11 protein-coding genes are annotated in these 15,630 nt (G+C 65.4%); 2 read left to right on the top strand and 9 right to left on the bottom strand.

Annotation, left to right across the window (positions count from 1 at the left end; all coding sequences use genetic code 11):
- Window positions 1-15: 15 nt before the first annotated feature.
- Both QN315_RS03045 and QN315_RS03040 read right to left on the bottom strand, forming a co-directional pair.
- On the bottom strand, window positions 16-1,341 hold the full coding sequence (locus tag QN315_RS03045) for a capsular biosynthesis protein (RefSeq protein WP_323991444.1): 1,326 nt from the start codon (window positions 1,339-1,341) through the stop codon (window positions 16-18).
- Window positions 1,338-3,119 carry a beta-3-deoxy-D-manno-oct-2-ulosonic acid transferase gene (locus tag QN315_RS03040; RefSeq protein WP_323991443.1) on the bottom strand — a complete coding sequence of 594 codons (1,782 nt, stop codon included), beginning with the start codon at window positions 3,117-3,119 and terminating at the stop codon, window positions 1,338-1,340. The genes QN315_RS03045 and QN315_RS03040 overlap by 4 nt, the downstream gene beginning before the upstream one ends.
- A gap of 188 nt (window positions 3,120-3,307) precedes the next feature.
- Between QN315_RS03040 and QN315_RS03035 the strand changes: the two genes are divergently transcribed.
- Window positions 3,308-4,753, top strand: coding sequence for an LTA synthase family protein (locus QN315_RS03035; protein ID WP_323991442.1), 1,446 nt, complete (start codon window positions 3,308-3,310; stop codon window positions 4,751-4,753).
- A gap of 27 nt (window positions 4,754-4,780) precedes the next feature.
- Here the strand turns inward: QN315_RS03035 and QN315_RS03030 are convergent, their stop codons facing one another.
- From QN315_RS03030 to QN315_RS03000, 7 genes are all read right to left on the bottom strand, one after another.
- Entirely contained in the window at window positions 4,781-5,962 is a 1,182-nt protein-coding gene (locus QN315_RS03030; RefSeq protein WP_323991441.1) for a glycosyltransferase family 1 protein, read from the bottom strand.
- Between the two features lie 34 nt (window positions 5,963-5,996).
- The gene (locus tag QN315_RS03025) at window positions 5,997-6,626 is read right to left on the bottom strand and encodes a sterol desaturase family protein (protein ID WP_323991440.1); all 630 of its coding nucleotides are present in this window, start codon (window positions 6,624-6,626) and stop codon (window positions 5,997-5,999) included.
- A 557-nt stretch (window positions 6,627-7,183) separates the two neighbouring features.
- On the bottom strand, window positions 7,184-8,200 hold the full coding sequence (holA, locus tag QN315_RS03020) for a DNA polymerase III subunit delta (RefSeq protein ID WP_323991439.1): 1,017 nt from the start codon (window positions 8,198-8,200) through the stop codon (window positions 7,184-7,186).
- Entirely contained in the window at window positions 8,197-8,886 is a 690-nt protein-coding gene (locus QN315_RS03015; RefSeq protein WP_323991438.1) for a hypothetical protein, read from the bottom strand. Before QN315_RS03015 ends, holA begins: the two co-directional genes overlap by 4 nt.
- 64 nt (window positions 8,887-8,950) lie before the next feature.
- Window positions 8,951-11,563 (bottom strand): leucine--tRNA ligase, encoded by a 2,613-nt coding sequence (leuS, locus tag QN315_RS03010; protein WP_323991437.1) that lies wholly within the window; start codon window positions 11,561-11,563, stop codon window positions 8,951-8,953.
- A gap of 70 nt (window positions 11,564-11,633) precedes the next feature.
- Window positions 11,634-12,155, bottom strand: a complete 522-nt coding sequence (locus QN315_RS03005) for a DUF3576 domain-containing protein (protein WP_323991436.1) — start codon at window positions 12,153-12,155, stop codon at window positions 11,634-11,636.
- A gap of 115 nt (window positions 12,156-12,270) precedes the next feature.
- Window positions 12,271-13,419 carry an MFS transporter gene (locus QN315_RS03000; protein ID WP_323991435.1) on the bottom strand — a complete coding sequence of 383 codons (1,149 nt, stop codon included), beginning with the start codon at window positions 13,417-13,419 and terminating at the stop codon, window positions 12,271-12,273.
- A 92-nt stretch (window positions 13,420-13,511) separates the two neighbouring features.
- On the opposite strand from QN315_RS03000, the gene QN315_RS02995 reads away from it, so the two are divergent.
- Complete coding sequence (locus tag QN315_RS02995) at window positions 13,512-15,629, top strand: glycoside hydrolase family 3 C-terminal domain-containing protein (RefSeq protein WP_323991434.1); 2,118 nt, start codon at window positions 13,512-13,514, stop codon at window positions 15,627-15,629.
- Window position 15,630: the final 1 nt, after the last annotated feature.

The following is a 15,630-nucleotide window of genomic DNA, read 5'->3' as shown; positions in this document are numbered from 1 at the left end:
AACGATCCGGTACGCTCAGCCGGCGCCGCGAATGACGACGCGTTCGATGCGGGCCGTTTCTGATTCCAGCGGGACGGCGCTGGAGAGGCCTTCGGTGCGCGTGCGGTATGTGGCCCGCTCGATCCGCTCGACGGCGCCCGCGACCACGGTGGACAACGCCTTTTCCGAGAAGAATCCGCCGGCTATCAGGCATCGATCGATCAGAACGCGGCAGAACGCGGCGAAGGTCGCCGCGTCCGGCTGTTCAGGATTGTTCCAGAATTCCGCCAGACTGCCCTGATGGGTCACGCCGCGTATGTCATAGACCGCTTCACCCAGGGTGATGACGGGAACGTTCGACGCCAGGGCCAGGGTGCCGGTCGTGCTGTTGATCGTGACCACGCCCTTGGCCGGCCGGACCAGCAGCGCGATGTCGCCCGTTTCGAGATAGCGTACCCGGTCGCCAACCCCGGCACGGGCCGCGAGGTCGGTTACCAGCGCACGCCAGTCGCGCATCCCGTTATCCAGCGGATGCTCCTTGACCAGCAGCCACAGATCCGCCGGCGCATGCGCCGCGAAGCTGCCGATGACCTCTCGGATAGCCTCTTCCATGTTGCGAAACGGCGAATGCAGGCGCACCTGCGCATCCGCGTCCAACTGAAGCGGAAACAGCATATGGGGCCGTCCCGAACGATCGATTTCCGCGATCGTTTCGGCCGTGCGGGCCTGGGCGGCGTCGCGCTGGCGCAGGCGGCGCAGCCAACTGATTCCCTCGCGCCAGGGATGCCAGGGACGATAGTCGTTCCAGTGACGGAAATACCAGCGGGACAGAATATCGGCCGCGTTATAGGCAATCGCCTCGGATGCGCGGCGGCGGAAGGATGACGGCACCGGATTGTTGACGGGGGCCGACGGCAGGAAGGCTGCCTGCGTGCGATACCAGTCGGGATCGCGCGGCAGGGTGGAATGCCCGTTCACCCCCCCGAGTTCCAGGGTAACCCAGTCCGGACGGATATATCCTTCTTCAAAGACATGGACGGGAATATGCAGCCTGCCGCAGACCGCGATGGCCGCGCGGTGCAGGGGACGGCAATCGCCGAACAGCAGCACGTCGGTAATGTTGTGGCGGTGGATGACCTGTGCCACGAAATCCGGCCAGCGGCCGAGATCGCCGCGATAATCGATATCGCCGCCGAGGCGCCAGAACAGCTTGTCCCCGCCATTGAAATTTATTTTATGGACTTCGTGTCCCGCTGCCTGTAGCGCAATGCCGATCCGGCGGAACAGCGGCCCCATCAGACCCTGAAGCAGCAAAAAGCGGCGTGGTGTGCTTTTGCCCGATGTCGATCGCGATATCATCATGCCGGCCGTTCCGATCCTTGATTTTTATATGCCTGGCGCCGTCGGCCCGCGGCGATCAGCGTTTTCATGCGTCCCTGCAAACGGCGTACGCGCATCAGCGGGGTCGGCCTCCACAATTTTTCGTCACCGAGACGAGAAAGTAACGTCTCCAAGGGGCACGGTAGTTCCGTCACCGGGTCTAGGTAGCGCGGGTAGATCAGCAGGGTGCCCGCGGCGAGTTCCTCGATTGTCAGAGTCCTGTTCCGCCGGGCGGGAATAATCCCCCTGTCGATCGTCAGTCCCCAGCCGGCATAGAAGGGCACGCCATAGGTGACGACCTTGATCTCGCGCAGCAGAGCCTCGAAACCGGCAAGCGACGTCAGCGTATGGACTTCATCGACATGACTCACGGTCGCGGTGATCGCTCCCCCGCGGCTGACATGGTCGGCATATCGGCGAATGATGGCGTCGTCCAGTCGTCCCTCCCTATGTCCGGCATCGACATCCGGATGCGGTCGGTAAATGACGAATGCGGCGGGATTGCGTTCCCGAACGGCTTGAAGCAGCGCGAGGTTCCCTTGGATCTCGCCGCCGCCGCAGCGGACCGACAGGTCGTCCGCGACCTGGCCCGGTACCAGAATCACCGTGCGGCTGGTTTGCGCTGGCCAATCGGGGCGAGAGCCGCCACCCGCGCTACGCCCGTATTTCGATATTCCGTCACGAACCAGGCGGTCGATGATCGTTCGCGCGCGTTGCCTGATCCGATCGTCGAACGGCGTGGTGGCCAGGATATGCTCGAGATCGCTGGGCTGACGCGGGTCGTAATAGATGCCGCGCTTATCCAGGATGATCGATGCCGGCGTTCTGAGATCGCTGCCCAGCCCCACCGAACGGACAAACCCGTCCTCGACGCGCCAAAGGGGCACTTCCTCGCGGCGGATCGTGGTTTCCAGCCGATGTGGAATACGCGTGGCCCAGGCCGCGATCGCTTGCGTGCCACCATGGGCGAGAGACGCCCTGACGGCGGCGGAAACATGGTTCCCGAATGGCGGATGCCCGGGCGCGGACGAAAAGAAGCGGGCCATCCGCCGACGTTTCCATAGCGACATGCCGCCGCACAGGGCGATCTTCCGATTCTGGGTCAGAATATCTTTCCAAAGCAGCAGAAGATCGATCGTCGCCGCCAGAGTCGCCGGCATGCCGGTGAAGGGGTCGACATAGCGATAGGCTTGGGCAAGGCCCGTTCGGATGTCTTGGTCGATCAGGACATGCCCGTCCGTATCCTGGGGGCGTGCATACCAGCGGGTGGGCAGCCCGCGCAGCGCGCCGAGGATGGCGATATCCCCCGGACCCAGTTGATGGATTTCTTCCGCGTGATCCAGAAGGCCGTGCGGGTCGGCGGGTAGCAGGAATTCGGCGATGCCGGTCCGTCGCGCAAGACGGCGCGCGCCATGGTTGGCCGCCGCGGTCACCAGCAGGAGTGCCTGCGCCGGGAAGCGGCGCATAAGGCCGCTTACGAACCGTTCTGCGGCTTGCGCCGAGACGCGGGAACACAGTGCCAAGATGATCGGGCGGCCGAACGAAGGGCGAGGGGCCCAGAAACTCCCGCCGATCCGGGCCTGGCAGATCGTCGTGGCAAGCTCCGGCGGGACGACGCCGACCGAATCGGCTTCGGGGCCCGTGTGACAGGGCACTGAGAGCGGAGGCACGTTCGTCGTGAAAGGCGGCGCACGGAGAAAGCCTTCGCGCGGATAGAGGACTGACAACGCCATGTTCGCCCCGGACGGAAGGGGGATCATCGTTTTTCGCTTTGCGCCGTGCGGGTCATATTCGAATCAGGATCGGCCCAAGCCGCCATGAATGCAAGCCCCGGCCCGTCAGTCGACCTGCGACCAGAATTATTATAGGACAATTTTATGTATGGCAGTCATCGCAGAAAAATAAAAATGCAAGAATTTCGTTACGTCGAATTCGTGGATATGATCTGATGGCATTGGCTTTTTTTTGTACCGCCGTCGTATTCTGTTTCGTGGAGCTGTTCGGGACCCGCATGAGGGCGGGACGCTTCTTGGTTTGGCGGCTGATCATCGATTGCCTGATCTGCGCGGTATTCTGGTCGGCCGGACTTGCGGTAACGGGGGCATCCTCGGTCGGAAGCGCCGTCAGTATTCTGCTGCTCGTCGCGGTTCGGGTCGGTTCAAGGATCAAGGTTGCGCTGTTGGGCGAGCCCGTGGTCTTCTCCGATATCGTTGCGGGATTGAACCTGCTGAAGGCGCCCCAATTCTACGTCTTTGCTCTGCCCGGCTATTTAAAGCTGGGTTTTCTGCTGGCCCTGCCGGTCGGCGCGGCATTGCTGATCCGTGCCGTCAACCTTGCGCTTCGGCCGCATCTGGAGGGGCTGGCGGTCTTCTTGCTCTCCGTGGCCGCTCTGACCCTGATCCCCGAGGAGAAGCTTGCGCCGGTCCCTGATCTCAGGGCCGATATCGTGCGCATGGGAATGCCGGCGACACTGTTTCTTTATTGGCGACGCTGGCTGGGGCAGGCCGACATGGCGCCGCCCGGTGACGGGAAACACGGCGATGCCGACCATGGGCAGCGACCATCGACAGAGATCGTGGTGGTCGTGCAGTGTGAATCCTTTGCGGATCCAACCAGGTTGCCGATCCCGGCGGTCGACCGGGCGATGCGGTTACCGGGGCTTGAGCGGGCACGGCGCGATGCGGATTTCCAGGGGGACCTCCTGGTCAGCGGCTTCGGCGCCTATACGATGCGAACCGAATACGGATTGCTGTTCGGGCGGTCGGAAGAAGAATTGGGTTTCCGCCGTTATGATCCGTTTCTGACGGCAATGCGGGATCGTGTATATGCTCTCCCTTATAGATTGGGCAGAGCGGGCTATCGGACGTTTTTCGTGCACCCTCACGCGCTCTCGTTCTATCGCCGCGACCGGCTCATGCCGTGGATCGGCTTTTCTCAGGTCGCCGGACGAGAGGCGTTTCCCCACGTGGCGTCCCCGGCCATGCCCTATCCCGAGGATCGGGCGGTGGCGGCTTATCTCAGCCATCTTGTTGAGAAGGCCACGGAACCGTCTTTCTTCTATGCCGTCACGATGGAAAATCATGGACCGTGGCCGGGACGCAGCGCGCGTGAATCGCTGGCGTCCTATCTTGGCCATCTTGCGAACAGCGACCGGATGCTGGACGAACTGCGGACGGCATTGGACAAGACGGGGCGCAGCTATCTGCTGGTTTTCTTTGGGGATCACCGGCCGTCTATCCGGGGGATGCTCTCTCCGGGCGAAGAGCGCGGCACCCCGTATGTCGTCCTGCGCTCCGGAGGGGATTGCCGCCGCGCGCAGCCTTGCGAACAGGCGCTGACCCCGGCGGAACTGCATCGTCTGATCTTGGATTTGGTGATGGGTAGAATGGCCTGACGAAACGGCTCATGTTTGATCAATAATTCATTGGCCTGCATCGCGATCGAAGCCGATTTGCCGATAAAATGTGCCGAGCGCGTTGCGGAAATTCTCTCGAGAGAACGCTCTGCGGCGTGCATGTCCCTTGACGATCAGGGACCGCGGCAGGTCGCCGTCTTTCGTGGGCGTATCCAGCCGCGCGATTGCGTCCGCCATGGCATCGATATCATACGGATCGACCAGCAGCGCGGCATCGCCTCCGATTTCCTCCGTTGCTCCGCCCCGCGACGTCATGACGGGCGTGCCAAGCGCCATCGCTTCGAGGATAGGAAGGCCGAAGCCCTCCGCAAGGGACGGGAACAGAAGAGCCTTGGCCCCCATGAGCGTGCGCAGCAGACCGATCCGGTCGATCCATGGAATACGAATGACGGTGCTTGTCGGAGCACGGGATGACAGGTCCGGAGCGTCATCCCCATCGGGCCCGATCAGGATGAGCGGCGTGCGTGTTCTCGACCGGGCATGTGCCTTCAGCAGGCGGTCGATATTCTTGCGCGCCTCAATGCGTCCGACAAAGATGAACGCCCCGTCCGCGGCGATCGGGGGGACCCCGGCGATTTCGGTCAATTGATCTGTCGAAAATTCCACGGGCTGGGACAGATTTGTGATCTTGTCGGGAGGGGGGCCCAGCCGTTCGATGATTTGCCGCCTGACGGTTTCCGAAACCGTAATGATCGCATCCGCCCGTATGACGGCTTCGTTGATCAGCCGCCGGAAGCGCTTGGAGTCGATGCCGGTCAGGTGCGGATGAGTGAGAGGGATCAGGTCGTGGATGGTGGTTATGTTCAGGGTCCCCTCCAAATGCAGAGGAAGGGGATAGGTCCAATGGATCATTCGCGGTGGATGTGGCGTGCGCAGTGGCATGAAACGGCGGCGCAATCCGAAATGGACATGGGCGCTTCGATATAGATCACGGCTGAGCAGCGACGTGGGACCGAGGCGCCGCACGGTCGGTCGTGCGTGGAGTGCCCGCAGAAGGGGCAGGGGCGTCGTACGCCCGGAAGAGCGGGCAGGTTCTTCCTGTTCCAGCAGGATGGACGGGGGCATGTTCATCGCGACAAGAGCGTCGGCAAGCGCCGTGGCGTATGTCGCAACACCGGTTCCGCCTTTTCGGCCATAATTGCGTCCGTCGAGCCATATGAGACAATCGGGGTCGACGTGCGTGGTCATCAATGTGTGGGCTTATGGCGTTGCGTCGTAGTTTCTATTTATTTTTATGAAGCGTGAGGAATATCTTATCCAGAATGGGCAGAGAAATCGCGTGATTCATGTCTGGGTCTTGATAATGATGAAGCAAATGATGACGCTTGATCATCATGAAGATCTTGTTCTGAGCCTTGAAATGATGGCACGCGTAGTGCGTTACGTCATAACAGACATAGCCCGCCAGGAAACCTGACAGGAAATCGAGCCCGTGTTCCAGACCGGCAACTCCGACGACCAGCGCTCCAAGGACCACGGCCAGGGGAAGCGAGGCGCCGAAGGGCATCAGGCTTCGCAATGGGTGGTTCGGTTGGGCGTGGTGGTTGCCATGCACTAGGAATATGAACGTTTTTCCTTTTGGAGTTCTGGCTTTGAAATGAAAAAGAAAACGATGCACGCAATATTCGAACAAAAACCATGTCATCAGCCCGAGAAGGCCGAGCGCGATAAACGACGACATGGAGCGTGCATGCCATATTGCGCCGATGCAGACCGTCAACACGATCGGCAACCATACGGCCAGGAAAGTCGTAAACGAAATGAAAGTCAGTCGTTCGAGCCAGGGATTGTCAAACAGTCGGACCGGCGAGCAGACGTTGTTTTTTTTTTGAATGTTCATGGCGTCAGCCAACTCTCCAACTCACCGCCATAAATACCTCAGAGGCGTTGCTGTCGTCACACTTGATTTGACCAAAACAGCTTCCGTCCTGTGTGTCCACGGAGAAACGCCTCGATCACCGGCTTTTTTGCGCCGAGAAACGGTAACACTAAGGCGCGATGCCGGCATCAAAAAGCAAATAACAGCAGAACACTTTGAAGAAAGTGTGGTGTCCGCGGCGGGATTCGAACCCACGGCCCCAGGATTCATCCCACTTCGGCTTTCACCGCCGCCATCGGTGATGGCGTTCGTGGTCTGGACTGTCCCTTCGCCATAGGCCCAAAGGCCGACAGGCGCCGCCCGTCCAGTCTCTACACCGTCCCGGCAAAGCCGGGCTTGGCTCGGGATTGGCACGACGCACGGTCAGAGCGTTCCCCGAATTTGAGCGGATCCGTCATGGGGTTTCCCGTCATGACGCCCAATTTGAACCAGGAATCCTGTGCTCTATCCTGCTGAGCTACGCGGACACACTTGGTTTTCTGTAGCCGATCGATGAGGCGAGGGCAAGCGTCGTGCGACCGTAGGAAGCATTAGCGTCCTCGGCGCGGCAGCCTGGCGGTCGACGCCAGACGGGCGATATGGCGGCGGCAGAGAGTCAGATCCGGTGCGCCGGTTTGCTTGCAGTCTCGCTCAAGGGCTTGGGTCTGCATGGCGGCCTCCATCAGCCGGTCGGTAGTCCACAATGATAGGGCCTGGCCAAACGCTTCGGTGCGCTTGAAAAAGACGGGAGGACGCAGAGCGCGCATGGCGTCCGCGCGGCTTTGACCGCCATCCATGGCAATGCGGGCGCGGCGCAGTCGGTGCAGGTGCGATAGTAAAGCACGTGCAATCGCAATCGGACTCGTTCCCTCGGCCAATGCACGCTCGATCGCTAGATCGGCCCCGGCCCGATCGCCCACAGTGGCGGCGAAGGCTGCGTCCTCAAGTGAGACTCCCGCTGCGTCGCCGATGCAGGCCCGAACATCGTCCAGTGAAAGCTGGCCGCCTCGGCCGGCATAGAGCACCAACTTCTCGACCTCTCCCCGTGTGGCGGCGCGGTCGGGGCCCAGTTGACTGGCAAACCATGCAAGCGCGTCGGGATTGATGCGGATATCTTCCTCGGCCAGCATCTGGCGGACTGACGCTTCCAGTGCGCGTCCTTCCTCGGGATAGCAGCCGATCGCGGCACATTGCGCATGGGCTTCGATCAGGCTGCGCAGACGTGAGCGTGCAGCCAGGCCGGGGGCTTCTATGACGACTAGCGTATCCGACGACTGGGACAGGCTGGTTTTCAGTGGGTTGGCTAGGGAATCGCCGCCTTCGCGAATCCAGATGACTCGGCGGCCGCCGGTCAGAGACAGGGCGAAGATTTCCTCTTCAAGCCTTTCTGGCGCATCGCGGTCTAGAATAACGACACGGAACGGGTCGTCCAACTGTGGAGCGATAGCCGTCGCCGCCTGGCGGGCGCGTTCGCGGATCAGGCCGGTGTCGTCGCCGTGCAGCAGGATGGCACGCAATGCACCAGGTTCACGCAGGATACGCGCGACCGAGCGGGCGTCGATCTTCACTGGCTGTTGATCGTCCCGTTTTGCGGTTCGGCGTCTGATGCGCCGGATGGGTTGGGCTGAGAACGGCCGATAGCGACTGCGGGCATGCCGTCCTCGCCTACCGATTGCGCGGGGAAGTCATTGTTCGAATTCGGCATGACCGTCGGATCGATATAGACGGGGCGTGGCGCCGCCACGCGCTGCGCCGGCTGGGCGTGGGTGCGGAACCAGATCGCCACCTGTTGGGTAATGCGATCGGCGATCGTATTGGCAACACGCCGCCCCAGGGTCGCCTGGTTCAGGTTTTGGGCGAAATATTGTTCGAACGTCTCGTTCTCGCCGTCTACCGTCTGGGCATCGCCTTGCGTCAGCAGCACCGGGCTGGGGGCGACCGTGTAGAGTGCCCAGTGTGCATGGGCGGTGGCCCGCGTACGGCCGGACGTATTGTCCTGGTGGATGTCGATGGCCTCGTTCATCACGTAGGAACTGACGCGAAGCGTGTAGAGACTGGGATTCTCTGCCTCCGCACCGGCCATGTCCTGCTGCAGGAACAGCCGCAATTCCTGCCCGTACCGTTCGGGGATACTGGCGACATAAACCTGCTGCAGCTTCTGAGGAATGGTGCCTCCGGCCATCGGATGGGTGTCGGATGATCCGTAAAGCGGCTGGAACCCGCATCCGCCCAGTCCGAGAAGGGCCGCAGCCACAACCCCCGTGCGGGCTGCACGGCAAGGGGAGGATGGGCGGAGGCGGAAGGAGCCATTCATTCGGTCAGCCCGCGACTACGAAATTGATGATCCGGTTCGGCACATGGATACGCTTGACGATACGCTTGCCTTCCAGAAGCCGTGCGACGTTGGGTTCGTTCTCGGCCAGCGCGATGACGTCATCGGCTGGGGCGTCCGGCGCGGCGTCCACGGTTCCGCGTAACTTGCCCATGATCTGTACTGCGATCGTGACCTGGCGTGCCACCAGCAATTCAGGCTCGGCGATCGGCCAGGCGCGGTTGACCGCGGGTGCTTGCCCGGGTTCCAGCAGGGCCAGCATCTCTTCCGCCTGATGGGGGACCATAGGCGCGGTCAATAGGCAGAGCGCGCATGCGGCTTCCCGGCGGGCATGGTCCATGCCTTCGTCTTGCGGGGCGCGTTCGGAATCGGCCAGAGCCGATGTCAGCTCGTGCAGGCGCGCCACCGCGACATTGATCGCAAAGCTTTCCAGCGCCTCGGTTACCGCGGCGATGGTGCGGTGGGTGGTGCGGCGCAATGCGTCGGCTGCCGCCGAGGGGGGGATGACGGCGTCCGCCGCCGGGACCGTTTCGGCAACCTGGCGGATGGTGCGGTACAGACGCTGCAGGAAGCGTGCGGCCCCTGACACGCCGGCCTCGGTCCATTCCATGTCGCGGTCCGGCGGGCTGTCGGACAGGACGAACCAGCGCGCGGTGTCGGCGCCGAAGCGTTCGATGATGGCGACCGGCGCCACCGTGTTGCGCTTGGATTTGGACATTTTTTCGACGCGGCCGATCGTGACGGGTGCGCCGGTGTCGCGGCGTTTTGCGCCGTCGGCGGTGCGTTCGACCTCGTTCGGATACAGCCATTGGCCGTCGGCGTCGCGGTAGCTTTCGTGGTTCACCATGCCCTGGGTGAACAGTCCGTCGAACGGCTCGTTCAGGCCGACATGGCCGGTTTCATGCATCGCGCGGGTGAAGAAGCGGGCGTAGAGCAGGTGCAGGATCGCGTGCTCGATGCCGCCGATATATTGATCGACCGGCAGCCAGCCATCGGCGGCGCCACGCACTGTGGGGGTTGCGGCGTGCGGGGCGGTGAAGCGCGCGAAATACCACGAACTGTCGACGAACGTGTCGAACGTGTCCGTCTCGCGCGTCGCGTCGGCGCCGCAGTTCGGGCAGGCGACGTGTTTCCAGGTCGGGTGATGGTCCAGCGGGTTGCCGGGGCGGTCGAACGTGACGTCTTCCGGCAGGACGACGGGCAGGTGCGCGTCGGGGACCGGGACCGCGCCGCAGGCGGGGCAGTGGATGACGGGAATCGGGCAGCCCCAGTAGCGCTGGCGGGAGATGCCCCAGTCGCGCAGGCGCCAATTGACCACGCCGCGGCCGACGCCCATGGCTTCGAGGCGGGCGATGGCTTCGGCTTTGGCGGTGGTGCTGTCGAGGCCGTCGAGGAAGCCGGAATTGATGAGGGTGCCGTCGCCGTCCCAGGCTTTGTCCGTTGTGGAGAAAGTTGTGTTTTCCGCGCCCGGCGGAAGGATGACCGGCGTGACTAATAGATTGTATTTATTGGCGAAATCGAGATCGCGCTGGTCGCCGGAGGGGCAGCCGAAGATTGCGCCGGTGCCGTATTCCATCAGCACGAAATTGGCGATCCAGACCGGGAAGCTGCGATCGGGCATGAAGGGGTGCGCGACGCGCAGCCCGGTGTCGAAGCCGCGCTTCTCGGCGGTTTCGATCGCTTCCTCGGATGTGCCCAGGCGGCGGCATTCGGCGATGAAGGCGGCGGCGTCGGGATTGGTCTGCGCCACCTTGGCGGCCAGGGGATGGTCGGCCGCGACCGCCAGGAAGGACATGCCGAACAGCGTGTCGGGACGGGTGGTGAAGATTTCGACCGAATCCAGGTCGGTATCGAAGCCCGCCGGGGGGGCGTGCAGCGCGAAGCGGACCCGTGCGCCGACCGAGCGGCCGATCCAGCGTTCCTGCATGGCGCGCACGCGCTCGGGCCAGCGGGGCAGGTGGGACAGGCCGTCGAGCAGTTCGGGCGCGAATTTGGTGATGCGCAGGAACCACTGCGACAATTGCTTCTTTTCGATCAGCGCGCCCGAGCGCCAGCCGCGGCCGTCGACCACCTGTTCGTTCGCCAGCACGGTATGGTCCACCGGGTCCCAGTTGACCCAGCTTTCGCGGCGCTCGACCAGGCCGGCGCGCAGCATGTCCAGGAACAGCTTCTGCTGCTTGCCGTAATAGTCGGGCAGGCAGGTGGCGATCTCGCGGTCCCAGTTGAAGGAGAAGCCGAGCCGCTTCAGCGTGCCGCGCATCGCGGCGATATTGTCCAGCGTCCAGGTCTGGGGATGGACGCCGCGTTCGCGCGCCGCGTTTTCCGCCGGCAGGCCGAACGCGTCCCACCCCATGGGATGAAGCACGGAATAGCCGCGGGCGCGCTTGTAGCGCGCCACCACGTCGCCCAGCGTGTAGTTGCGGACATGGCCCATGTGGAGCTGCCCCGACGGGTAGGGGAACATCTCGAGCACGTAATATTTCGGGCGGTCGGCGGGGGGGACGTCGGGGACGTCGAAGGCGCCCGCTCGGTCCCATTCCGCCTGCCATCGCGGCTCGGCCGTGCGGAAATCGTAGGAGGCGGGCGTATTCTCGGTCATGTCTGCGGTCCGGGGGCGGAGCGGCCCCTTATCTTATAGTCGAGGCTTATGGTCGAACGGGACAGGCGGCTTACTTGCCGCCGTCGGCGCGGAGCTGGCGCGCGCGCGTCAGGATCCTGGAGGTGATGTCGGAGACGACGTTGGGCGCGACGGGCGTGTCGGTCCATTGGCCGTCGGCGAAGACCTGGCGGAACACCGAGATGCGGATCGCGTCCGAGCGCAGGTTGCGCGACAGGATATAGGCGGTGATCTTGAAGCGTTCGTTCTGGGTGGCCGGCGGGGTGTACCAGTCGGTCAGGATCACGCCGCCCACGGCGTCGGCCGAGGAGAAGGGCATGAAGGACAGCGTGTCGATCGCGCCGCGCCACAGATAGGCGTTGACGCCGCTGCTGCCGATCTGGTCGTCGCCGCCGCCGGCCGAGCGGTCTTCGCTGAGCAGGTGGTTGCGCGGCGCGGCCAGGCCGCCGGTGTCACGATGCGACGAGGAGCAGGCGGCGAGGGCCAGGAGCGGAGCCAGCGCCAACGCCAGCAGCGGGCGGCCCCGCGTCGCGACGAGATGGAAGGCGGCGGCGGATGGCAGTCGGACGGTCATGATGGCCCTGGTCCCGTTTTTCGATGCCGTCTTCATATCCCGGCCCGCCAGCCCCGCCAAGCCGCCCGTTGATTTTCGCGCAATTCAGGGATTTTTTCTGTTTGATTTCCCCGCTTCAGGCGGCGCGCCGTTCGCCGAGATGCGCCCAGACCGTCAGCAGTAGGGCGGCCAGCGCCAGGACCGCGCCGACGACCGGCAGGCCGCCATAGGACCAGGCGGTGGGCACGACCAGGCCGCCGATCCACGCGCCGGCCGCATTCCCCAGGTTGAACGCGCCCTGATTGAGGGTGGAGGCCATGTTTGGGGCCTCGGCGGCCTGCTGCACCACGCGATATTGCAGGGGGGGCACCAGCGCGAAGACGATGATCCCCCACAGGAAGAGGGTCATCATGGACGCGGCGGGGAACCGGCTGGCCGGGATGAAGGCCAGGAGCACCGCGATCGACGCGACCAGGGTCATGATGACCGACGGCAGCAATTTCCAGTCCGCCAGGCGGCCGCCGGCCAGGTTGCCGATGGTGATGCCCGCCCCGAACAGCAGCAGCGCCACGGTGACCATGTGCGGCGACAATCCGGCGCGGGTTTGCAGCAGCGGGGCGATGTAGGTGAACACGCTGAACAGGCTGGCCGAGCAGACGGTCGAGACCAGCATGGTGAGCTGGACCTGGAAGCGGCGGAGCACCCGCAATTCGGTCAGGATGCGCGGCGGCACGTAGTCGCGGCCGTCATGCACCAGGGCGGCGATGGCCGCGAGCGCGACGACGCCGATCGCGCAGACGGCCCAGAAGGTGGCGCGCCAGCCCGCCCATTGGCCCAGCGCGGTGCCGAAAGGGACGCCGAACACGTTGGCCAGGGTCAGCCCGGCGAAGACCAGCGACAGGGCCTGGGCGCGTTTTTCACGCGGGACCAGGTCGGCCGCGACGACGGCGGCGGTGCCGAAGAAAGCGCCGTGGCAGAAGGCGGTGAGCACCCGCGCGGCCATCAGCAGCGCGTAGTTGGGCGCGATCGCGCAGCAGAAATTGCCGGCGATGAACAAGGCCATCAGGACCAGCAGGGCGGTCTTGCGGCGCAGCGGCGCGGTGGCGATGGCGACGATCGGCGCGCCGACCGTCACCCCCAGCGCATAGCCCGATACAAGCTGGCCGGCGGCGGGAATCGACACGTCCAGCGTGGTGGCCAACTGGGGCAGCAGGCCCATGATGACGAATTCGGTCGTGCCGATTCCGAAGGAGGCGAGCGCGAGGGCGAGCAGGGGCAGGGGCACGGCGTGTGGTCCGGGTTTGATCGCAATCGCGCGACGGCGATGCGCCATTGCTTCTTCCCGGTTCCGCATGGCTTGAAAAGAGCGATTATCGGATGCCCGATCGAACGGCGGCGTTTCGCGACGTTTCCGCCACAGCGGACGGGGTGTGCGGCCGGGGTGGTACGGCCGGGGGAGCGAGGATGGGTTGGATCGGGCGGTGGGCGACGGCGGCGGGATTGGCGACGGGGCTGGCGGTCACGGCGGCCTGGGGGGCGGGCCGCGATGTTGCCCAGGAGGGTGCCCAGGGGAGTGGCCAGGAGACTGCCCAGGGGATTGTCCGGGAGATCGATCGCCCGTCGCGCGTCGCGGCGCTGGCCGCGCGGCTGACCCCGGCGGAGAAGCTGGCGCTGGTGCAGGCCGTGGTCGGGCGGGCGCCGGATGGGGAGACGGACATCGTCACCCTGCCGGGCGTGCCGCGCGTCGGCCTGCCGGCCCTGCGGATGGCGGTGCCGGACGGGCGGGACCTGCCGTCGCCGCTGGCGTTGATGGCCGGCTGGGATACCGGCCTGGCGCGGCGGGTGGGGCTGGCCCATGCCCGCGCGGCCCGCGCGGCGGGCCATGCGCTGGCGCCGCTGGAGGGCGTGGGGCCGGTTTCGGCCGGGCGGGCGCGGGACGGCGAGGACCCGCTGCTGAGCGGATGGATGATGGGGGCGGTCGCGAGCGGGCTGCTGGCCGGGCATGTCGTGCCGCTGTTCGGCGGGCAGGACGTGACGGCGGGGGCGGCCCCTGGAGGGGGCCAGGTTGGCCGGATGTCGGCGGACCGGATGCTGGGCCTGTATCTGGCGGTGGCCCGGGCCCGGGGGGCGGGAATCCTCTGCCGGTCGCCCGGCGTCGGCGAGCCGGGGTGCGGTGGGCTGGATTTCCATGCGATTCGCGATGGATGGCGATTCGGCGGTCTGGTCGCCGCGCTGACCGGCGGGCGGGGTGCGGGGCCGGCGGTGCCTGGGCAGGCGGGGCAGGACCTGGCGGCGCGGGCGGTGCTGGCCGAGGGGATCGATCTGGTGGGCGCGCCGGAGGGCGCCGCCAATCCCTATGGTGGTCCGTTGCGCCGGGCGGTGGGCGCGGGCGCGGTGCAGGCGGCGCGCCTGGACCGGATGGCGAACCATATCTTGCTGCCGCTGGACCAGGCCGGGGTGATCGAGCGGCCGCCGCCCTTCATTGCGTCCGGACGGGGCGCGCGGGCGCCGCGCGATCCGTTGCTGGACGAGGAGGTGGGAGAGGGCGCCGTGCTGTTGCAGAACGAGAACGGCGTGTTGCCGCTGGGCGGCACCGCGGCGCATCCGCTGGTGATCGTGGGGGCCGGGAACACGCATGAGGCGGCCCGGGCGCTGGCGGCCGCGATCGGCCAGGCGGGAATCGGGGTGCGGTTGGCGGCCGATTCGCCCGATGCGGCGCATCTGCCGAAGGATGTGGCGCACGCCGAGCGGGTGGTGATCCTGTCCGATGGAGCGGGGGGCGCGGCGGGGGATGACCGGCTGATCTCGGCGATTGCGGAGGCGGGCGGCCATGTGGTGGTGGTGCTGCTGTCCGACGATCCGGACCGGCCGATGCCGTGGCTGGACCTGGTGGACGGGGTGGTGCAGGCCTGGGCCTGGCGCGGCGGCGGGCAGGACGCGCTGGCCGCGCTGCTGACCGGCGCGCGCGATTTCGCCGGCCGCCTGCCGGCGACCTTCACCGGGGGGCAGACCCCGGCGCAGCTCACGATGTCGTGCTACAAGGCGTTCGACCGGGCGCATGTCGCGCCGTTGTTCCCCTTCGGCTACGGCCTGTCGCTGCGGGCGCAGTTTTCCTATGGCGGGCTGCGGGTGACGCGGGACGGCACGCGGCTGGTGGTGTCGTTCGACGTCGCCAATGACGGCAGCGGCGCGGGGCGCGACGTGCCGCAGATCTATCTGGACCTGCCGGCGGGGGTGGGGGATGCGCCGAAGCGGCTGATCGGCTGGCGGAGCGTGCAACTGGCGCCGGGGCAGCAGGCGCACCTGTCGGTGGGGATCGACGCGCATTTGCTGGGCCAGTGGAATCCCGGCGGGCTGGAATGGGTGGTGCCGGCCGGCGATTACGCGGTGTCGCTGGGCGGGCATTCCGCCAACCTGGTGCGCCAGGCGACGATCCATCTGCCGGAACTGCGCGTGCCGGCGGCGTTGGGCGACGGGGCCGAGGCGGCGGAATAGA

Origin of the sequence: Nguyenibacter sp. L1, assembly GCF_035199985.1 — a bacterium.
Taxonomy (GTDB): Bacteria; Pseudomonadota; Alphaproteobacteria; order Acetobacterales; family Acetobacteraceae; genus Gluconacetobacter; species Gluconacetobacter vanlangensis.
This window is presented reverse-complemented; position numbering and strand designations above follow the sequence as displayed.